This window comes from Bacillus sp. OTU2372 (assembly GCF_038440275.1).
Lineage (GTDB): Bacteria > Bacillota > Bacilli > Bacillales > Cytobacillaceae > Neobacillus > Neobacillus bataviensis_B.
Genome location: NZ_JASATK010000027.1, coordinates 1 through 22,023, shown reverse-complemented (window position 1 = coordinate 22,023; position 22,023 = coordinate 1). Strand labels below are relative to the sequence as shown.

General features: G+C 40.3%; 15 protein-coding genes. 14 read left to right on the top strand and 1 reads right to left on the bottom strand.

Going from position 1 to position 22,023, the window contains the following annotated elements; all coding sequences use genetic code 11:
- The 6 genes from AAHB15_RS25655 (at position 1) to AAHB15_RS25630 (ending at position 8,728) form a co-directional block, all read left to right on the top strand.
- Positions 1 to 1,191: a glycine C-acetyltransferase gene (locus AAHB15_RS25655; protein WP_335574599.1), complete on the top strand. Its 1,191-nt coding sequence runs from the start codon at positions 1 to 3 to the stop codon at positions 1,189 to 1,191.
- Between the two features lie 109 nt (positions 1,192 to 1,300).
- Complete coding sequence (locus AAHB15_RS25650; protein WP_342043617.1) at positions 1,301 to 2,278, top strand: L-threonine 3-dehydrogenase; 978 nt, start codon at positions 1,301 to 1,303, stop codon at positions 2,276 to 2,278.
- Between the two features lie 60 nt (positions 2,279 to 2,338).
- The gene (locus tag AAHB15_RS25645; RefSeq protein ID WP_342043616.1) at positions 2,339 to 3,742 is read left to right on the top strand and encodes an amino acid permease; all 1,404 of its coding nucleotides are present in this window, start codon (positions 2,339 to 2,341) and stop codon (positions 3,740 to 3,742) included.
- Between the two features lie 82 nt (positions 3,743 to 3,824).
- The gene (sdaAA, locus tag AAHB15_RS25640) at positions 3,825 to 5,387 is read left to right on the top strand and encodes an L-serine ammonia-lyase, iron-sulfur-dependent, subunit alpha (RefSeq protein WP_335574602.1); all 1,563 of its coding nucleotides are present in this window, start codon (positions 3,825 to 3,827) and stop codon (positions 5,385 to 5,387) included.
- Positions 5,388 to 5,841: 454 nt separating this feature from the next.
- Positions 5,842 to 6,810 carry a 2-keto-3-deoxygluconate permease gene (locus AAHB15_RS25635; protein ID WP_342043615.1) on the top strand — a complete coding sequence of 323 codons (969 nt, stop codon included), beginning with the start codon at positions 5,842 to 5,844 and terminating at the stop codon, positions 6,808 to 6,810.
- 214 nt (positions 6,811 to 7,024) lie between these two features.
- Positions 7,025 to 8,728 (top strand): NAD-dependent malic enzyme, encoded by a 1,704-nt coding sequence (locus AAHB15_RS25630; protein WP_335575632.1) that lies wholly within the window; start codon positions 7,025 to 7,027, stop codon positions 8,726 to 8,728.
- Between the two features lie 150 nt (positions 8,729 to 8,878).
- Here AAHB15_RS25630 and AAHB15_RS25625 read toward each other — a convergent pair whose 3' ends face one another.
- Positions 8,879 to 9,754 (bottom strand): YsnF/AvaK domain-containing protein, encoded by an 876-nt coding sequence (locus AAHB15_RS25625; protein ID WP_342043614.1) that lies wholly within the window; start codon positions 9,752 to 9,754, stop codon positions 8,879 to 8,881.
- A gap of 398 nt (positions 9,755 to 10,152) precedes the next feature.
- Between AAHB15_RS25625 and AAHB15_RS25620 the strand changes: the two genes are divergently transcribed.
- From AAHB15_RS25620 to mmsB, 8 genes are all read left to right on the top strand, one after another.
- Positions 10,153 to 11,880, top strand: a complete 1,728-nt coding sequence (locus AAHB15_RS25620; protein ID WP_335575634.1) for a carboxylesterase family protein — start codon at positions 10,153 to 10,155, stop codon at positions 11,878 to 11,880.
- 648 nt (positions 11,881 to 12,528) lie between these two features.
- On the top strand, positions 12,529 to 13,236 hold the full coding sequence (locus AAHB15_RS25615) for a hypothetical protein (RefSeq protein ID WP_144567777.1): 708 nt from the start codon (positions 12,529 to 12,531) through the stop codon (positions 13,234 to 13,236).
- Between the two features lie 556 nt (positions 13,237 to 13,792).
- Positions 13,793 to 14,806, top strand: coding sequence for a substrate-binding domain-containing protein (locus AAHB15_RS25610; RefSeq protein ID WP_335574295.1), 1,014 nt, complete (start codon positions 13,793 to 13,795; stop codon positions 14,804 to 14,806).
- Entirely contained in the window at positions 14,796 to 16,643 is a 1,848-nt protein-coding gene (locus AAHB15_RS25605) for a cache domain-containing sensor histidine kinase (RefSeq protein ID WP_335574293.1), read from the top strand. The genes AAHB15_RS25610 and AAHB15_RS25605 overlap by 11 nt, the downstream gene beginning before the upstream one ends.
- Before the next feature lie 14 nt (positions 16,644 to 16,657).
- Positions 16,658 to 17,860 carry a response regulator transcription factor gene (locus AAHB15_RS25600; RefSeq protein ID WP_335574292.1) on the top strand — a complete coding sequence of 401 codons (1,203 nt, stop codon included), beginning with the start codon at positions 16,658 to 16,660 and terminating at the stop codon, positions 17,858 to 17,860.
- 212 nt (positions 17,861 to 18,072) lie between these two features.
- Positions 18,073 to 19,149: a multiple monosaccharide ABC transporter substrate-binding protein gene (gene chvE / locus AAHB15_RS25595; RefSeq protein WP_335574291.1), complete on the top strand. Its 1,077-nt coding sequence runs from the start codon at positions 18,073 to 18,075 to the stop codon at positions 19,147 to 19,149.
- Positions 19,150 to 19,201: 52 nt separating this feature from the next.
- Positions 19,202 to 20,737 carry a multiple monosaccharide ABC transporter ATP-binding protein gene (gene mmsA / locus AAHB15_RS25590; protein WP_335574290.1) on the top strand — a complete coding sequence of 512 codons (1,536 nt, stop codon included), beginning with the start codon at positions 19,202 to 19,204 and terminating at the stop codon, positions 20,735 to 20,737.
- A 5-nt stretch (positions 20,738 to 20,742) separates the two neighbouring features.
- Positions 20,743 to 21,966, top strand: coding sequence for a multiple monosaccharide ABC transporter permease (mmsB, locus tag AAHB15_RS25585; RefSeq protein WP_420491199.1), 1,224 nt, complete (start codon positions 20,743 to 20,745; stop codon positions 21,964 to 21,966).
- Positions 21,967 to 22,023: the final 57 nt, after the last annotated feature.

Here is a 22,023-nt window from a genome sequence, read left to right as displayed (position 1 = left end):
ATGTCAAGAAAAGTTTTAGAAGAGATATTAACTCCCCAGCTGCAAGAGTTGCAAGAGAAAGGGCTATATAACGTCATTGATACAGTAGAGGGACCTAATGGCCCAATTGTGACAATCAATGGCAAAGAAGTCATCAATATGTCGTCCAACAATTACCTTGGATTAGCAAACAATGAAAGATTAATCCAAAAGGCGAACGAAGCCACAAAACAGTATGGTGTGGGTGCTGGTGCCGTTCGGACAATCAACGGAACGATGACCATTCATAATGAATTGGAAAAAAGGATTGCTGAATTTAAGCATACGGAAGCGGCGATTGCGTTCCAGTCAGGATTTAATTGCAATATGGGCGCAATCTCGGCAGTCATGACGAAGAAGGACGCGATTATTTCTGATGAATTGAATCACGCCTCAATTATTGATGGCTGCCGTTTGTCCGGAGCAAAAATCCTTCGGGTCAAGCATCAGGACATGGATGATTTAAGGCGGGTTGCAAAAGAAGCAGTCGAAAGCGGCGCTTATGAAAAAATTATGTATATTACCGATGGTGTTTTTTCAATGGATGGGGATGTGGGAAAGCTTCCGGAAATCGTGGAAATCGCCGAAGAATATGGCTTGCTTACATATGTTGATGACGCACACGGATCAGGCGTTATGGGCAATGGGGCCGGCACGGTTAAACATTTTGGCCTTTCCGATCAAATTGATTTTCAAATTGGAACGCTTTCCAAGGCCATTGGTGTCGTGGGCGGCTATGTGGCCGGTACCCAGCAATTGATTGATTGGTTAAAGGTGCGCGCCCGTCCATTTTTATTTTCAACATCGCTTACACCAGGAGCTGCTGCTGCCTGCATTGAAGCCATTAACATCATGACGGAATCAACGGAGAGAGTCGATCAGCTATGGGAAAATGGCCGCTATTTAAAAGAAGGCTTGAAAAACTTAGGTTTTGATATTGGCCACTCAGAAACACCGATTACTCCATGTATTATCGGAGAAGAAACATTAACGCAGCAATTTTCCCGCCGTCTAATGGAAGAGGGAGTTTACGCCAAAGCCATCACCTTCCCGACAGTGCCGAAGGGAACAGGCAGGGTGCGCAATATGCCGACTGCAGCCCATACAAAAGAAATGCTGGACCAAGTGCTTGCTGTATATGGAAAAGTTGGAAAAGAGCTGGGCGTCATCTAAGTTTAGAAGATAAACAGGGAGGGCCCCGTTTCCGGAATAGGTCCCTCTCTGTTACAACTTGATAGCATGTGTTCATTATATAAGGGAAATACTCAGGAGGTTGTTTTCGGTGAAAAAAATTCTTGTGACTGGAAGCTTAGGTCAAATCGGTTCAGAGTTAACGTTGAGACTTAGGGAACTTTACGGAGAGAAAAATGTCCTTGCCACTGATATCCGCCATGTTGATGGCAACCCAGTGGTGGAAAATGGTTTATTTGATACATTGGATGTGCTGGATGGAGAGAAACTGCAGAAGTTGGTCAATGACTATCACATTGATACGATTATCCATTTGGCAGCGCTGCTATCGGCCACAGCCGAGAAAAAACCGCTGCTAGCCTGGAATTTAAATATGGGCGGATTGGTAAATGCACTCGAGGTGGCGCGGAATTCCAATGCACAGTTCTTTACACCAAGCTCGATTGGCGCTTTTGGTCTATCTACGCCAAAAGACAATACGCCCCAGGATACAATCCAACGGCCAAACACGATGTACGGTGTCACCAAAGTCAGCGCCGAATTGCTATGTGACTATTATTTTGCAAAATTTGGCGTCGATACCCGAGGCGTCCGCTTCCCTGGATTGATTTCCTACAAAACACTGCCGGGCGGAGGAACGACAGACTATGCGGTTGATATCTACTATGAAGCATTAAAGAAAAAAAAATATACGTCCTATATTGCGCAAGGTACTTACATGGATATGATGTATATTCCAGATGCGATTGATTCGATTATCAAACTAATGGAAGCGGATTCATCGAGATTAAAACATCGAAATGCCTTTAATATTACAGCGATGAGCTTTGAACCTGAAGAAATTGCTGCTTCCATCAGGAAATTTATACCGGAATTTACGATGGATTATCAAGTGGATCCAGTCCGGCAGCAGATTGCCGACTCTTGGCCAAACTCCATTGATGCGACCGCTGCCAAAGAGGAATGGGATTTTAATCCGCGGTACGATTTAGACCGTATGACAAAATCAATGCTCGAAAACTTAGCCAAAAAATTGGACATTCCATTTGGGGAACCTATATTGGTCTAAAGGAAAGAATAACATCAAGAAGAAAGGGTTTAAAAAATACAAGGGGAAAGAGGGAAGTTTATGTCAAAAAACCAGGAATTAAAGCGTGGGCTTAAGTCGCGTCATATTCAAATGATTGCTTTGGGTGGTACGATCGGGGTTGGTTTATTTATGGGTTCGACCAGTACAATTAAATGGACGGGTCCATCGGTTATGATTGCCTATGCAGTTGCCGGCCTCTTCTTATTTTTCATCATGCGTTCGATGGGGGAAATGCTTTATTTGGAACCAACCACCGGTTCATTTGCTGACCTCGGCAATAAATATATCCATCCTTTGGCTGGCTATTTGACAGCTTGGAGCTATTGGTTCCAATGGATCACTGTCGGCATGTCGGAAATCATCGCGGTTGGTGCATATATGCATTATTGGTTCCCACATCTGCCAACATGGGTCCCTGGGGTGGTCGCGATGGTGATTCTGGGCGTTGCCAACATGATTTCGGTTAAAAACTTTGGTGAATTTGAATTCTGGTTCTCATTAATTAAAGTGTTAACGATTGTCTTCATGATTATTGCTGGTATTGGCATTATTCTCTTTGGGTTCGGAAATGGCGGCCATGCAATTGGATTTTCAAACATCTGGAAAAACGGCGGCTTTTTCACTGGGGGATTTAAAGGTTTCTTCTTTGCTCTTTCCATCGTTATCGGTGCTTATCAAGGGGTGGAACTAATAGGGATGACGGCTGGAGAGGCAGAAAATCCGCAAAAAACAATTACACATGCTGTGAAAACCACCGTTTGGCGTATTTTAATTTTCTATATTGGTGCGATCTTTGTAATTGTAACCGTTTATCCTTGGAACCAGCTCAATCAAGTTGGCAGCCCATTCGTATCGGTTTTTGCTAAAATTGGAATAACGGCTGCAGCTGGTATTATCAACTTTGTCGTCATTACGGCAGCAATGAGCGGCTGTAACAGCGGCATCTTCAGCGCCACACGAATGCTTTACGCATTGGCGAAAAATGGACAGGCACCAAAGGTTTTTGCCAAATTATCGGAAAATAAAGTTCCTGTTTATTCAACCATAACGGTTTTAATAGGTTTGGCTATTGGTGTTGTGTTAAGCTATGTTGCACCGCCATCCATCTTTGTGTATGTTTACAGTGCGAGTGTACTTCCAGGAATGATTCCATGGTTTGTACTGCTCATCAGTGAAATCAAATTTAGAAAAGTAAACGCTAGTGCAATGGAAAAACATCCATTTAAAATGCCTCTTACACCGTACAGCAACTACGCTACCATTGTATTTTTACTGGTCGTCCTTGTCGGTATGGCGATCAATCCAAGCACGCGCATCCCGTTAATCGCGGGAATTGGATTCCTTGCCATTATGACAGCCATTTTCTATCTGTTAAAAATGGAAAAACGCGTACCATTAGACGAGTCTGAAAACGAAAAAGGCACAAAAACGAAAGCAGTATAATATAAAGAAAACAAAGGATGAAACAGGGGGACGGTTCTAATGCTTCGTGCATGGGGACCGTCTTCTTTGAGGGAGTGATACTATGTCTTTCACAAGTTTAAGAGAAGTAATTGAACTAGCTAAGCAGCAAAATATAACGATTGCGGAATTAATGATCCAAACTGAAATACAGCAAAAGAGCATCCCACGGGAAGCGATTATCGAAAAAATGGCCGAGCAATTTAAGGTAATGGAGGAGGCTGTCCTTAGGGGGACGAAAAGTGCTGTCATGTCCCGTACCGGCTTGACCGGCGGCGATGGGTACCGACTTCACCAGTATGCCGAAAATGGAAAATCCTTTATCAATCCCGTGACATTAAATGCCGCAGCCAATGCACTGGCCGTATCAGAGGTCAATGCGACAATGGGGCGGATTGTGGCGACACCGACTGCAGGCTCAGCGGGAATCTTGCCGGCAGTACTCGTACACGCTCTGGACAGCGGGAAATTCCCACGGGAGCGGATTGTACTGTCGATGTTCACTGCCTCTGCCCTTGGCTTGGTGATTGCCAATAAAGCTTCCATATCAGGGGCAGCCGGCGGATGCCAGGCGGAAATAGGCTCAGCAACCGCGATGGCCGCCGGCACTTTAGTTGAGCTTGCCGGCGGCACTCCAGAGCAGGTAGGAAATGCCATCGGAATAGCTTTAAAAAATTCACTGGGACTAGTTTGTGATCCGGTCGCCGGGTTGGTGGAAATTCCATGTATCCTTCGGAACGGATTACACGCGATTACCGCCCAGGCTGCGGCAGATATGGCGTTAGCAGGGGTGGTAAGCATCATTCCAGCGGATGAGGTGATCCATGTGATGCATGAAGTCGGGCAGCAAATGCCTGAATCGCTAAGGGAAACCGGGATTGGTGGTCTGGCAGGCACCCCGACAGGTCAAAAATTGAAAGCGCAGATTTTCAGCGAAAAGACAAGCGGCCGCGGGCCGGCCAAATATCAAAGCGCCTATGAGATTATCGGCCCCGTCATGGTTGGGCCATCAAGTTCACATACAGCAGGTGCAGTCCGCATTGGCAACATAGCCTGTCAGCTGTTAAACGAAAAACCATTATTTGCAAAGTTCTCTCTGATGGGTTCCTTTGCTGAAACTTATCAGGGCCATGGCACGGATTTAGCATTATTAGCAGGGGCTCTTGGGTTAACAACAATGGATGAAGGCATTCCAAATGCGAAATCCATTGCCGAAGAAAATGGCTTACAATACGAGTTTACGAAACGGGTGCTTGGAAGTTACCACCCGAATACGGTGCTAGTAGAATTATCAGGGGCAACGCGAACTGTAAAGGTATTGGCAAGTTCCTTAGGCGGCGGCAAAGTGGAAGTTCAAGAATTGGATGATTACCCATTAAAATTTTCCGGAGACCGACCAACACTTGTAATCCGCCATACCGATCGAAAGGGGGTTATTGCCGAGCTATCAGGATCTCTTTATCAAAAAGGGTTAAATATTGCCCGTATGGCGAATGAACGTTCAAAAATCAATGGTTCGGCGATAACGATTTGTGAAATCGATAATCAGATCGAGGGAAATCTCTTAACCATATTGAAAAAAGAAATTCCCATCATTGATGAAATTTTATTAATTCAAACTAAATAGTGAAGAGTGGAGGATTTCAGGTAAAATGGGAGAGAAATGCTAACATTTTGCTAATGAAGTTAAAAACGTAATTTTACGTTGAAGAAGTCACCCCTTTTCACCTTATGGGCGGCATGATGTAATCCTTTCGCGAAAAACTGTGAAATTTTAAGGGTTGGAGACTAAGTCTTCAACCCTTTTTTTATGAAGTAATCACAGTTCTCGCCTTTTTCGAAGTTAGGAAACTTTCTGTAAGCAGTTACGCAGCTGCTTACTTTTTTTATTTACAAAAAGAATTATTAAACTTTCATAATCTATGAAAACGGTTTACGTAGGAATATGATAACAAAGAAAGCGCTATTCATTTTAATTTAAAATCTAGAAAGAGTGGCTGCAAATATAGCAGAAAAAATCTTAAAAGCAGCTAAAAAAACTAGATAGCAAGATTATAAAAATGATTTTAGGAGGATTAAAAATGCAAATTCCAATTAAGAAAACGCTTGATAAAATTCCAGGCGGTTTGATGGTTGTTCCACTTTTCTTAGGTGTATTAACGAATACATTTTTTCCGCAGGTTTTACAAATTGGTAGTTTTACAACCGCCTTATTCAGTAAAGAAGCATCATCAACCATTTTGGCATGTTTTATGTTTTTAATTGGTTCCCAAATTAATTTCAAATTAGCACCCAAAGCATTAAAAAAAGGTGCAATTTTATTAACAGGAAAATTTATTGTAGGTGCTGGTATTGGTTTAGCTGTAGCAGCGATTTTTGGGCCTGCCGGATTACTAGGATTAACACCATTAGCCATCCTTGCAGCATTATTAAATGCTAATGGCGGGTTATATGCATCTCTTGCTTCATCTTATGGTGAAGAAACAGATGTAGGCGCATATGCATTATTTTCTTTAAAAGATGGTCCATTTTTCACATTAGTGGCATTAGGTGCATCCGGCCTTGCTACTATTCCTTTTCAAACACTTCTAGGAGTATTAATTCCAATTGTAATCGGAATGATTTTAGGAAATATTGATCCTGATATGAGAAAGTTCCTTGGAAGCAGTAAATTATTATTAATCCCATTCTTCTCATTCCCATTAGGTGCCGGAATGAATCTTTCAACTATTGTAAAAGCTGGGGGCCCTGGGATATTACTAGGATTAATCGCTGCCTTCACTGGAATTGGAGCTTACTTCCTATTGAAGTTATTTAAAGAAAACCCTATCGTTGGTTTAGCAACAGGGTCAACTGCAGGAAATGCGGTAGCTACACCAGCTGTGGTGGCTGCAGCAGATCCAACCTTAGCTGCGGTAGCATCTTCAGCTACTGCACAAGTTGCAGCTGCATGTGTCATATCTGCCATCGTCTGTCCGATTATTGTGAGCTATGTATTTAAAAGGTCCCAAAAGAAAAAAGCGAAACAATCGATTGCCAGGGCAGCCTGATAAAAAGTAAAGTGCATTTTATAAACACGAAAAAAGTGGAAGATAGAACAAAGCAGTCAGTCGTTTTTTACTGCCTGCTTTGTTTAGTTACAAAAAAGGGTCATTAAATTAAAAAACCTAGTGTCATAGGGAAAATGTTATTAACATGAAAAAGTAAGAAATCTATTTTCCGGTATTGTCCGAAAAGCTATTTTAATAGAAAGAAGGAAACACCATGAATGTACCAGAGAATGTTATTATCACAACATTAAAAGGAAAAGAAGTTCTCTCAAATCCTTTTTTAAATAAAGGAACGGCTTTTACGAAAGAGGAAAGGGAAGACCTTGGACTCGACGGTCTGTTACCGCCCCAAGTGCTCACCCTTGATGAACAAGTAAATAGGGTTTATGAACAATATTCGATGCGGACGACGAATCTATTTAAACACGGTCTGCTTTATGATTTATATAACCGCAATGTTGTTCTGTTTTACCGATTGTTGAAAGAACACCTAGCAGAAATGCTTCCAATTATCTACACTCCTACTGTCGGTGATGCGATCCAGTCATACTCCCATAGCTACCGCCGTCCAGGAGGTTTATATCTTTCCATTGACGATCCTGAGGGCGTAGAAAAGGCATTCTATAATCTTGGACAGCCCAAAAATGGCATTGATTTAATCGTTGTTACCGACTCAGAAAGTATTCTGGGAATTGGGGACCAAGGGGTAGGCGGTATTAATATTGCGATTGGTAAGCTTGCCGTGTACACAGCGGCAGCTGGTATTGATCCAAGCCGAGTTCTGCCAGTCGTGTTGGATGTGGGTACGAACAATCAGGCTTTGATTGCCGATCCTATCTATATTGGCAACAAATTCGCCCGTGTCCGTGGTGAGCGTTATGATCAATTCATTGATTTATTCGTTCAGACTGCAAGAAGGTTCTTTCCAGAGGTTCTCATTCACTGGGAGGATCTTGGCAACGTGAATGCGCGTAAGATCTTGGACAAATACGGTGACAAGATCCTTACCTTCAACGATGACATCCAGGGGACAGGGGCAGTGACTCTTGCTGCTGTTATGTCTGGATCGAAAGTAACAGAAACTACTTTGAAGGAACAGCGTATTGTTGTCTTCGGACCAGGGGCTGCCGGCATCGGTATAGCTGACCAAATCTCAGATGCTATGGTTCTTGAAGGGGTGACCAGAGAAGAAGCTTATGACCGTTTCTGGGCTATCGACTATCGGGGGTTACTAACGGATGAAACACCAGATGTCCTGAACTTCCAGAAGCCTTATGTAAGAAAGGCAGATGAAGTAAAGGACTGGGATAAGAATGAGGTTGGAATCATTTCATTAATGGAAGTCCTTCAGAGGGTGAAGCCAACCATCTTGATTGGTACTTCCGGACAAGCCGGTGCCTTCACGGAGGAAATTGTGAAAGAAATGGCCAAGCACGTTGAGCGTCCTATCATCTTGCCTATGTCCAACCCGACTGCACTGACTGAAGCAGTGCCGGAAAACCTGATTAAATGGACAGATGGCAAGGCTCTAATTGCAACCGGCAGCCCGTTTGCCAATATAGAATACAAAGGTGTGTCCTATGAAATTGGACAGTCAAATAACGCATTTGTATTCCCAGGTCTAGGCCTTGGAGCCATTGTGGCAAAAGCTGAAGTGATCTCAAAAGGAATGTTTGCAGCAGCTGCTTATGCGGTTGCAAGAATGTCTGACTCTAGTAAACCTGGAGCATCCCTGTTGCCATCCATTGAAAAACTTCATGAGGTCTCAAAATACGTAGCCATTGAAGTAGTCAATGCGGCGATATACGAAGGAATTGCAAGAGTGGATATCCAAGATGTTGAGACTGCTATTGAAGAGGCTATGTGGGAACCTGAGTATAAGGAAATTAAGAGTATGGGTATTTGGACTTTATTATAATTGAAAATGAATGGGCTGCATGATGTAAACAAACATCATAAAGCCTTTATATAAGTTTTTACATGCAATTAAAAGAGATAAATGCTCATCCTTTTGCTTTAGTAAGTAAAAGGATGAGCATTTTTTTAGGATATTTTCATTTATTAAAGGTTAGAGTCTATCAGGATCCACACGATTGCTGTCGGTAGTAGTTTCATTGACTGAAGCATCGCCCTCCTTTTTGACTTTGGCTTCCTCACGCTTTACATTTTCTGTTACCTGTTGGGTTTCCGTAACTTGCTTTTTGCCAATTACCAGTTCTTCGGAAACAACAGGTTTCTTTGTAACTTCAACTTTTTCCTCGACAATTGGAACGCGGATGGTTTCATCATCGCCTATTGGTCCGGTTGTGTCTGCTTCATTCTTGTCCACTGCCCGTCTTTCTACATAGACCTCTTCATGTTTTACTGGAACATTTACCGTTTTCTCTTCTTCAACGACATCCTTTTTAACCTCTACTTCACCAGTCTGAACGCGGTGTTTATTAACATCTAATTGTTCTTCGCGAAGCTTTAGTGAGCGCTGCTTATCTGTGTCGAAAGTATCTTCAAAACCCGTTTGTTCACGAGCCATGGTTCCTGTGGAGACACCGCCTGCAGCACTAACATTCCCTGATCCCTTATCAGCAAGAAGCAGGACTTTTCCGTAATTGATATCGTCTTCGTATCTTAAAGCATCTACTTCACTAATACCCTGGGCGACCAAGTGATCATAATAGGTAGTTCTTCCGTCATTTTGATTCATACTATCCTCAAACGGGGAAAATAGACTTGCTAAGAACCCTTGGTGCTCTTCTATTTGTGTTTGATTCCTTGTGCTTACCTCTTGAGAAGTTACTCCTGTTTCCTCTTCGATGGAGGAAGGGACATCTGTTGTATTAGCAATAATCGACAAGTCTTTTACAGAATATCCTTCGTTTTGGAATTCCTCAATAGCTCGAACCACTTCATCACTGGAATTATAAACGCCTAAAACAGTTTTACTCATAGTTATAGCCTCCATTTTTCTTTTTTGTTTGCGTATAATGCATACATAGTATACTTACCCGCCTTCCCAGCATCGGAAACGTTTTTCTAAGATGGTGGGATGTCTAATAGGTATAATTTATTGAAAAGTCCAACAATTCATAAAGAAAGCGTTGACATTTTGTTGTGGGAAATGGTATTTTTTATTTAATAAAGTATATAATTCAAGGAATGTTACCTATTTTGGGCATAACCTGAACAAAATTTGAACCGGACTATCAGTCTGTTCAATTTTGTTCAGGTTTTTTTATTTTAACAGTGAGAAAAGGGGTGAATTAAAAAAACTATAAGGACTTAATAGCAGTATAAATGCTTGATAGACGTACTAAAGGATTTAATTAGAGGGAGTGAAAAAGAGTAGTGAAAAAAATAGTTAGTATTTTATTAACTTTATTACTTTCAGTAAGTTTAGTGGGTTTTAGTGGGACAACTGATGGACTTGCAAGTGCAAAGGAACAAGTATCCTCCTCGCGAGCTTATAAACAAGGAACTATACAGAATACAAAGTATGGTAATGTTAAGGGATATGAGAATAATGTTGAAAACACACTTGTATGGAAAGGGGTTCCATATGCAAAATCACCAGTTGGAGAGTTGCGTTGGAAAGCCCCAGCAGATCCAGGGCCCTTTAAAAGTACGTTTGACGCAACAAAACCAGGAAATGTTGCTATACAGTTGTCTACTAACGGTATAACAGGAAGTGAGGATAGCTTAAATCTGGATATTTATCGTCCAAATACAGCTGAAAAAAACTTACCTGTAATGGTATTTGTACATGGAGGCAACAACCAAACTGGCACATCTCAAGAAATTACTGGAGATGCATTCGTTAATGATTTAAATGCAATTTTTATTTCTGTCAATTATCGTCTTGGTCCATTAGGATTTAACCCGCTTCCAGCATTAAATACTGGAGACAAGCTGGAGGACTCAGGAAACTATGCTTTACTTGATATCGCTAAATCGTTAGATTGGGTCAAAGAAAATATTAAAAGCTTTGGCGGAGATTCTAACAATATTACCATTTCTGGATTTTCTGCTGGGGGAAGAGATGTCATGGCCATGTTGGCCTCCCCAACTTTTAAGGGCAAATTCCAAAAAGCAATCGCTTTTAGTGGTGGAATGACAATGGCTGACCAAAACGATAGTATTAAAGTATTTGCTAAAGCTATTGCACCTTTAGTTGTAGAGGACGGGGTAAAAGCTTCAGAAGATGAGGCTTATCAATGGCTTCAAAAAGATAGTAAAGAAGTAAAAGAGTACCTCTACTCATTATCAGCTGAACGATTAAGTCGTTTGATGGGTAATGCAGCTATAAGAATGAGTACCTTCCCGCATCTTTATAATGATGGCGCTGTACTGCCAAAGGAAAAATTTGATACTGATAAATATAATTCAGTCCCGTTAGTAATGTTGACTGGAACAACAGAATTCTCATTTTTCGCTATGGGAGATCCTTATTTTGCAAAAAGTATACAGGATGGAAGTATATTCACCAATCAATCGAAACTAGCTGAATTTACATTTGCGAAAAAGTATGGCAGCAAACTCTATTCTTTATTTAATACACATGAATCTGCTTCTAAAATGTATCCTAATTATAAGGCTCCAATTTATACAATTGAAATGCCTTTTGGTGAAGCCCTTACTGCCACCACTGACATGGCAATGGCAGGTTCATTCCATGGTGTTTTTGTTCCTCTATTAGACGGTAATAATAAAACTTACCTGTCTATGTTTAAGGAATCTTATAATTTAGAGGGAGCTCAGGAGCTTAGTAGACAGTTTAAAGAATATTTATCAAACTTTATTCATCAGGGAAATCCAAATGGGGAAGGCTTAACTAAATGGGATAAGTGGACCCTTGCGCAACCAGAAAATTTTGTTCTCAATGCAGATGAGAAAAATGTAAGTGCAAAGATGTCTAAGGAAAAAATAAGCAAAGATGACGTCATCGAAGAATTGGATAAAGATAATTCAATATCCGCTGAAGCCAAGAAAAAAATTATAAGTGAAGTATTAAATGGACGATGGTTTAGTGCCGAGCTCGATAAATTCTTTGGAAATAAAAGCTTATGGGGCGAATGAAAAGGTTATTGGCAGAGTCGAAGAAGGTAGTTCGCATTAAATATGTTCCATATATAGTTAATTAAAGCCCTTTTATTTAGTCCCACATTATGATGATATAAGAGGCAGAGACACCCATCTCAGGGACACATCAAAAAAGAGTTAAGATGCTAAATGATGATACCTATACTGAATAGGGGCTATACGAGAAGGTCTTTCAACAGTTTGCTAAACTGTTGGGAGGCCTTTTCTTCCGTATTGCAGTTCATATCAGCATAGATTTTTAGTTTAGTATTTATATCTGGTTTGGGAAATTCACTCAGACATTTTAACAACTCCTGTAGTTGTAACAAATTCAAAAAAGTATTTAGACATTTTGCCATTAACTAAAAAACAAATTGTTTGGAGAAGAAACTTTATCTCTATTAATTTAGAGCAATAAATTTACAGGTATATAGGAAGCTTTTGCAAAAGAAGTCTTTCTAAAAAGGGACCAAAGAGTCCTTTTTTACTTCCTCATAAAACATCCATTTTTTACAGGAAAAAAAATAAGTGTTGAAATCTTCAAGAAAAGTGCTGATCTACTCTTTTTTTGTATCGTATCGCCGGGCGATATAGCTTGCAAATTAATCTAAAAACCCTCATATTTAATAGAAAAGGAGGCCCGATATGCGACGTGATATACAACCGAATGAACGAGCATTCTCCTCTAAGGAAGTGGCTGAAGAAGTGGGGATTGCAACACCCACTGTTCGAAAGTATGGCCAAATCTTAGAGCGGAATGGATATGAGTTTTTAAAAGATGGTGATCGGCGTATTTTTGTTCAATCTGACATCGGAGCGCTTATAGCGTTACGCGATACGGACAAGCCTTTAGACGATACAGCCAAAGACCTTGCGTATCAACAAAAGGAAAGATTAGAAGAATCCAGTGAAAAAGAGCTTGCGATACCCGATACATATGAAAATTTGCCCCAAGACCCTAATCAATTAAAAGAGATATTAATGTTTTTAGTCAATGAAATCGCAGCTACACGTGAAATGAATGTCCAACTGACAAACGATATGTCTGAGCTTAAAATAACGGTTTCCCGGCTCCAGCAAGACCATCATGTTATAAGTTCTAGTATTGGGAATTCAGCACAAAGGACTCATGCGAAAATTGAAAAATTAACTGAACAACAAAATGCATATTACGAAACCTTGCTTTATCAAGAAAAAGAAAAAAGTGAGTACTTACAAAAAGAATTACAAAAAATGCGGGATGAACAGAAAAAAGAATGGCTTTCACAAAATGAGTTTAATAAACGTTTAGAAGAAGCGATACAAAAACCTAAAGAAAAATGGGGAGGGCTTTTCTCTATATTCCGAAAATAAGGTGCCTTTTCGACATTAAAGGCTTATAGCGCTGGGCGATACGGATAGGATAAGCCCTTTGATGATACAGCTTAAGACCTTGGTTATCAGGAAAAAGATTAGAATAATTAAATCAAACCTAGCTTGCGATACCCGATATACAATAGATAGCGTGTCCTGCTTAAAACAACGTTTCCCGGCTCCAACATTTCCTCGATTGTTCTACAATTAGATTTACCATTTTTCAAATTTCAACAAATTCCCGGGAAATATCTACAAATTCTGAGTAGGTGTCGACAAATATTGCCTGATGAATGGGCGCAAATGATGCAAGATTTTCTAAGCCAACAACATCAGAGAACTAGTGAAAGCTAATTCCCACCTATTCTATAAACTGGTTGTGTAAATAAATTACATTATTATTATTAAAAACCACTTCTTACATTTTAGAAAGTGGTTTTTTGTTGTTAAAATGGGTTTATTGTCAAACAGCATTAGATTAAAATGGAGACTATTAATACATGCTAGTAGAATTGTTTATTTCTTTATTAGATTTTTATGAAAGGGGTTTACTAATCTGAAAAAGCTAATAGTTGCTTATATCTTTCTACTCGGACTTTTTGCTTTATATCTATTTTACTATCATTTTAATAGTCCAAATGAAACCGCTTTAGAACAGGTTCAAGAGGGAATCCGCGGAGATATGAATGAAAAGTATGTAATGGTTACATTCCAAGCAGGACATGACTATTGGAAACGAGCCCTCAAAGGATTTGAGGATGCGGCAGATGCCTTAAATGTTTCAATCGAATACCGAGGGGCTGCCCAGTATGATGTGAATGAGCAAATTACCGTATTAGAACAGGTTATTGCTAAAAAGCCGGACGGTATCGCCATATCAGCTATTGATCCCGATAAAATTACAACGACGATTAATAAAGCAGTAGATGCTGGAATTCCCGTTGTCCTATTTGATTCCGGTGCACCATCCAGTAAGGCTCAAACGTTTATTGGCACCAATAATTACAACGCAGGAGTAATGGGTGCAGAGGAAATGGCAGCTCTGTTGAATAACAAAGGAAAAGTAGGCATTGTAACCTTACCCAATCAGTTGAATCATCAAGAAAGATTAAAGGGCTTTCAAGAAACAATAGAGAAAGATTATCCAGGGATTGAAGTCGTAGAAGTGAAAGACGGGAAAGGAAGCGAACCGGTTTCAAGAAAGGCAGCTAACGAAATGTTAGCCCAATATCCGGACTTAAACGGGATTTTTGCCACTGAGGCAATTGGCGGAATTGGAGTTGGAAGTGCTGTAAGTTCCGCAAAAGGAAAAAACAAAGTAAAGATTGTCAGCTTTGACACGGATAAACAAACGCTTGATTTAATTAAAGACGGAACTATCTCGGCGACACTTGCGCAAGGTACATGGAAGATGGGGTATTGGTCACTGCAGTTTTTATTTCATCTAAATCATAAGCTTACTGCTGATTCCAAGCTTGGCAACATAAGTGCACCGCCACTGCCGGCTAATGTAGATACAGGCGTCTCTGTGATCACCAAAGAGAATGTAGGGGATTTTTATGGCCAGTAAGAGACTGACCAACCTGCCTTTTATTCCTAGTGGTATAGAGAAATGGCGGATCAATGACTTTCCTATTCGTTATAAATTAATCGTCCTATTGTTATTGATAAGTATTGTACCATCAATTGGTCTTAGTATTCTGACTGGAATGACTGTTGAGCGGATTATTGAAAAACAGGTGACAGAAAATACCTTGCAATTAATTGGTCAAGTTAATAAAACATTAGAAAGCTATGCCAATAATATGCAAAATATAAGTTATTTGATCTCCTTTAATCCAGATATAAAGAGATTCATAGAGGAAACAGAGGATAATCAATCAACTGGAGAAATGGATACCTACGAAATGAGGGAGTTTTTGCGCAGCCTTTCCACCCTATATCCTGAAGTAGCAGGTATCCTCGTCGCCAATAGCAGCGGGAAATACATTAGTAATGAACTATATTCAGATTCCAATGAAAATTTAACCGAGCAAAAATGGTATAAACAGGCCGAAGAAAATAAAGGTATTTTTAAAATCCTCGGACACCCATCTAATCGCAATGTGAAGAGTTATGTGCAGTATAAGGACGATGAAGTGATATCAGTCGTAAGAGCGATAATTGACCCCGACACACAGAAAGTCAAAGGGGTTGTCTTAATTGACTTAAAACTAAGAGTCATAGCTGAAGCGACAAAGGATGCCCGTCTTGGAAAAACAGGCTATTTGATGGTTTTGGATGAGAAAGGCGAAAACATTTATTCACCGGCAAAACAGCTCATTAATAGGTTTCCTCTAAAATGGGTAGCTGACGGTGAAGCCGGAACGTTTTTTAGAAAGGTAAATGGAAGTAAATCACAATTTATCTATCAAAAATCCTCTTTTACCAATTGGACGACGGTAGGTGTATTCCCTTCTAATGAAGCAGTTTCAGAAATCAAGGAAATCAATTTTTATATGATTAGCTTTGTCTTTATCGTCTGTTTATTCGGATTAACAGCATCCTATTATTTATCTACTTCCATGTCCAGGCCGATTGGCCAGCTAATGTCGTTTATGCATAAGGCTGAAACCGGTGATTTAACCGTTCGATATAGGGGAGATCGTAAGGATGAGTTGGGAATGCTTGGGAGAAGCTTTAATGCAATGCTTGTTCAAATCAATAAGCTTATTTCACTAACTGAAAAACAGGAGAGGCAAAAGAGGGAAGCGGAACTACGAAGTCTCCAGGAACATATTAAGCCGCATTTTCTTTACAACACATTGGACACCATTAATTGGATGGCACGCAAACATGGAGCCGAGGATGTCGCTAACCTCGTAGGATCTTTATCAAGACTATTTCGCATTGGTCTCAGTAAGGGCCAGGACATCATTCCTTTGAGCGAAGAAATCGAACATATACACAGTTACCTTCAAATTCAAAAAGCAAGATACAAGGATAAATTAAATTATACGCTTGAAGTTAATGAAAGTATTAAAAAGGTACCTATTCCCAAACTCATTCTCCAGCCAATTGTAGAAAACGCTATTTACCACGGCATTAAAGAGAGGAGAGGCCCAGGCCAAATTCTCATTAAAGCCGAGGAGTACATGGGCGATTTAATTATTCGTATAAAGGATGATGGAAAGGGAATTCCAAAAGAAAAATTAACGGCCCTTCAGGAGAATCTTGAAGTTTGCTTTTCAGAGGCTGAGGAGAGGATGGGTCTGGGATATGGAATGAGAAACACTCAGGCCAGAATTCGATTCACATGCGGGGACCAATATGGTCTATCGATTGATAGTGAAGAAGGAAAAGGAACGACCGTGACCATTTTGCTGCCAATCGAAAGCGGCGGTCAAATAGGAGAAAAGGATAGATAAAGAGGTGAGGTATTATGGAGGAAAGCTGGCGGGTGTTAATTGCTGATGATGAACCAATCATCCGTGAAGGAATTCGAGAGGCAGTGGATTGGCAGGCACTTGGTATGACTGTTGTAGCAGAGGCTGAGGATGGGGAGGAAGCCCTTGAACTTGCATTAAAGCATTCTATCGATATTCTGTTGGTCGACTTGAATATGCCAATTATGAATGGGATTACCGTCATTAAACACGTCCGGGTACATCTGCCGAAATGTAAGATTGTGATTATCACAGGATATGATGAATTTAATTATGCACAGGAGGCATTGCGATTAAATGTTTCCGACTATATATTAAAGCCGGCCAACCCAGTGCAGCTGCAAACCGTGCTTGAAAAAGTCCAGAACGAACTGGAAGCGGTTATTAAGCAAGATGAGTTTGTAAAATTGGCATCTAATCAAATTAATAAAAATATTGACCTGCTTCGTGAACAACTATTTTATGATTTACTTGAAGGAAAATGGAGTGAAGAAGAGGCTTTCGAGCAGCTCCAGTTCCTAGGGTTACCTGTTAAAAGTCCGAAACAACTAGGGGTCATTCAGTCTCCGGAATACTATGCAAATGATCCTGTAATCGCAGGAAAAGATTATCAGTTGATTTCTGTTTCACTTGAAAATCTTATTTTAGAAGAGTTGGAGACTCGCGAAAAAATTTATATACGGGATTACTCTGGAAGTATACTAATTTTGCTTTGGGACTCCATCAATGAAGAAAAGATCATGAAGATAGGAAAACGGGCGAAACAGGAGTTAAAGATGACGATCCATTCCTGCTTTGAACCGTTACAAAAGGGCTTAAGCACGATTCCGAAGGCCTATAAAGCATGTAAACAAATAATGGAACAAGATTCTACTATTTCCCCTGTAGTGCGCCGGGCCAGAGACTATATTTTTGAACATTTTTCAGAGCCCGATATTACACTAGAAAAAGCAGCCGAATCTCTGCAGGTCTCATCAGTATATTTAAGCAGAACATTTAAGCAGGAGTTAGGAGTATCTTTTGTCAGTTTGATCACCAACCTTCGCATTAAAAAAGCCATTATGCTGTTAAATTCCACGGACCTCTCCATTCTTGAAATTGCAGAGAAAGTCGGTTATGATACACAGCATTATTTTAGTACGGCCTTTAAAAAAGTGATGGGGGTTTCCCCGAATCAGTATCGAAGAACTTCAAAATAAATAGATTCAGGAAAAGGGGCATGCCGGTTAAAATCCGGCATGTCCCTTTTTTTTCTGGAAAGAAATGAATGAAAGCGATTTAAATTAAGTTAAATTATTATAAAAATAGTTATTTTTTTAAAAAGACCTAATTTTGATAGGGTGATATATTGAACTTAACTGAAGCGCTTTCTTAGAAAACTTTCCAGTAGTAAAAGAAGGGAGGAAATTACGTGAAAAAGTGGTTATCAGTGATAACTCTATTATTTATGCTAGTATCCTTAACAGCATGCAGCAGCAATCAAGCAAGTGGTAAGGAAAGTGGTTATGTTGGGATTTCAATGCCGACAAAATCTTCCGAAAGGTGGGTAAATGACGGTGAAAACATGGCCAAGCAATTTAAAAAGCTCGGGTATAAAGTAGATTTACAATACGCAGAGGATGTTGTCGAAAACCAGACAGCACAAATTGAGAACATGATTACTAAGGGTGTAAATGTATTAGTTATTGCCCCAATAGACGGCCAGGCCGCACTGACAAATGTCTTGGAAAGAGCGCACAAATTAGGCATCAAGATTATAGCTTATGACCGCTTAATCCAAAACAGTAAGTATATTGATTATTATGCGACATTTGACAACTTTGAGGTCGGAGTTCAACAGGGTACCTATATCGAAGAAAAGTTGGGATTGAAGGAAGGAAAGGGTCCGTTCAATATTGAGTTGTTTGCGGGCTCTCCTGACGATAATAACGCCTATTTCTTCTTTGATGGTGCGATGTCTGTCCTAAAGCCATATATGAAATCGGGAAAATTGGTTGTACGGAGCGGCCAAACAAAATTTAACCAGGGAGCCACTTTACGGTGGGATGGTGCCCTTGCTCAGTCAAGAATGGACAATCTATTGAGCGCCCATTATTCAAGTGAGCGAGTGGACGCGGTTCTTTCCCCTTATGATGGTATCAGTATTGGGATCATTTCCTCTTTAAAAGGCGTGGGCTATGGCAAGGGTGACAAACCATTGCCAGTCATAACCGGGCAGGATGCAGAACTCGCTTCGATTAAGTCGATTATCCGCGGAGAACAAACCCAAACGGTCTTTAAGGATACCAGGAAATTGGCCGAAAAAGCAGTTGAAATGGCGGATGCGGTATTAAAGGGAAAAAAGGCAGAAGTGAACGATACGAAAACCTATGATAACGGTGAAAAGGTCGTACCAGCTTATCTTTTGAATCCGCTTTCGGTAGACAAAAAGAACTATGAATCTTTATTAATAAAAAGCGGCTATTATACGAAAGATCAGCTTAAATGATGAAGGTTAAATTAAATTTATAGCCCATATTTAAAAACAGGCGGGTGATCATATGACAAACATCATTTTGGAAATGAAGGGTATTACGAAAGAGTTCCCAGGCGTAAAAGCGCTCGATAATGTTAATTTGAAAATTAAAAAAGGTGAAATACACGCCTTATGCGGTGAGAATGGAGCGGGTAAGTCTACCTTAATGAAGGTATTAAGCGGAGTCTATCCGTATGGCTCCTATAGCGGTGATATCTACTATAATGGCAAGGAATGTCAATTCAAGGATATTAAGCAAAGTGAAGATTTAGGGATTGTCATCATCCATCAGGAATTAGCCTTAATCCCATATCTGTCGATTGCAGAGAATATTTTTTTAGGAAATGAACAGGAAAAGAACGGTGTTATCAATTGGCATACTACCATTATGAAAACCAGGGAGCTCCTGCAAACAGTCGGTCTAAGCGAATCGCCGAATACACTGATCACAAACATCGGTGTCGGGAAGCAGCAATTAGTCGAAATTGCGAAAGCGCTATCTAAGGAAGTGGAACTATTAATCTTGGATGAGCCGACTGCTTCATTAAATGAAGACGACAGCGAGAATCTATTAAATTTATTGTTAGAGTTCAAGAAACAGGGAATGACGGCCATTATCATTTCACATAAATTAAATGAAATCTCTAAGGTGGCCGACTCCATTACCATTTTACGTGATGGTAAAACCATCGAAACATTGGATATGAAAAAGGATGAGATTACAGAAGACCGTATTATAAAAGGAATGGTTGGACGCGATCTTACCCATCGCTATCCAGAAAGGAAGCCAAGGATTGGGGACACCATCCTTGAAGTAAGGAACTGGAATGTTTATCATCCCCAGCATCAGGACCGTAAAACCATTGATAATGCCAATCTCCATATCCGGAAAGGGGAAATAGTCGGGATTGCGGGATTGATGGGGGCGGGCAGAACAGAACTGGCCATGAGCATCTTCGGAAAATCCTACGGTAAGAAAATTAGCGGTCAACTTCTAATGAAGGGAAAAGAAGTGACACTTAACGATGTCAGTCAAGCTATTAATCGGGGCCTTGCCTATGTTTCAGAGGACCGCAAAGGTAATGGGCTAATCTTAATGGAGGATATTAAGAAAAATATCACCTTGGCGAGTCTTGATAAATTAGTCAAGAAATTTGTGATCGATGAAAATAAAGAGATCATGACCGCGGAAAACTACCGAAAAAAATTAAGAATCAAAACACCAAGTATTTTTCAAAAAGCAGGAAACTTGAGCGGCGGTAATCAGCAAAAGATTGTATTAAGTAAATGGATTATGTCTGAGCCTGATGTGTTGATTCTTGATGAGCCAACACGAGGTATTGATGTAGGGGCGAAATATGAAATTTACTCCATCATCGATGAACTTGCAAGGGAAGGAAAAGGAATTCTAGTGATCTCCTCTGAACTTCCGGAAATTCTAGGGATGTGTGACCGTGTCTATGTCATGTGCGAGGGGCGGATCACCGGCGAACTTAGCCGTAAAGACGCAAACCAAGAAAGCTTAATGAAATTAATGACACAAAGTAAAGTAAGGGGGTAATGAAAATGCAAACAATCATGCAAAAGGTAGATGAAAATAAGCCGTCCTCAAGCGGAAATTCTAATGGCAATATGCTTGGAAACTTCCTAAAGAGTAATGTAAGACAATATAGTATGATCATTTCTCTTATCTTCATCATGGTGCTCTTTCAAGTTTTGACTGATGGGCTATTATTAAAGCCATTAAATATTACAAACTTAATCCTGCAAAACAGCTATATTTTAGTGCTGGCAATCGGAATGGTATTAGTTATTATCACAGGCCATATCGATTTGTCGGTAGGATCCATTGCGGCGTTCGTCGGAGCTATTTCAGCCATCTTAATGATTAATTATGAAATACCAACTGTTGTTGCTGTCGTTCTTTCTTTAGCCATTGGTGCTTTAATTGGGGCTTGGCAGGGATTTTGGATTGCCTATGTGAAAGTACCTGCCTTTATTGTGACACTTGCAGGTATGCTTCTATTTAGAGGATTAACGATGATTGTTCTGGAAGGCAAATCCATCGCGCCTTTCCCGGAAAGCTTTCAAAAAATGAGCACAGGGTTTATGCCAGATGTGTTTGGCGGTTCAGGACTTCATGTTACAACACTCATTATTGGTATCGTATTGTCAGCGCTTTATGTTATTGGCGAAATCAGTAATAGGAAAAACCAAATCAAACACAGCCTGGATGTTCAGCCTAAGGGAGTTTTTCTTGCAAAGATGGCTGCCACTGTTGTTGTCCTGAATTTATTTACCTACTCGCTGGCAATGTATGAAGGAATTCCAAATATACTAGTCATTCTTGCACTATTAATAGTAGTCTATCGCTTTTTCACCAACCGGATGAAAGCAGGACGTCATGTGTATGCAATCGGGGGTAATGAAAAAGCAGCCTTATTATCCGGTGTGAAAACAAAGCGAGTTACTTTCTGGGTATTTGTCAATATGGGCGTATTGTCAGCTCTTTCCGGCCTGCTATTCGCAGCCCGATTAAACGCAGCAACACCTAAAGCAGGTAACCTATTCGAACTGGATGCTATTGCTGCTTGCTTCATCGGCGGAGCCTCAGCTTACGGTGGTATCGGTACAGTACCCGGAGCTATTATTGGTGGTCTAGTTATGGGAATCATGAATAACGGAATGTCACTGCTGGGTCTTGGAATTGACTGGCAGCAAGGGATTAAAGGTCTGGTATTATTAGCAGCAGTAGCCTTTGATATTTATAACAAAAATAAAGCTTCCTAATCTATTGATAAGATAAGGACGTTATATCTAAAAACAAAAAAGAGGACTATTCCAAAA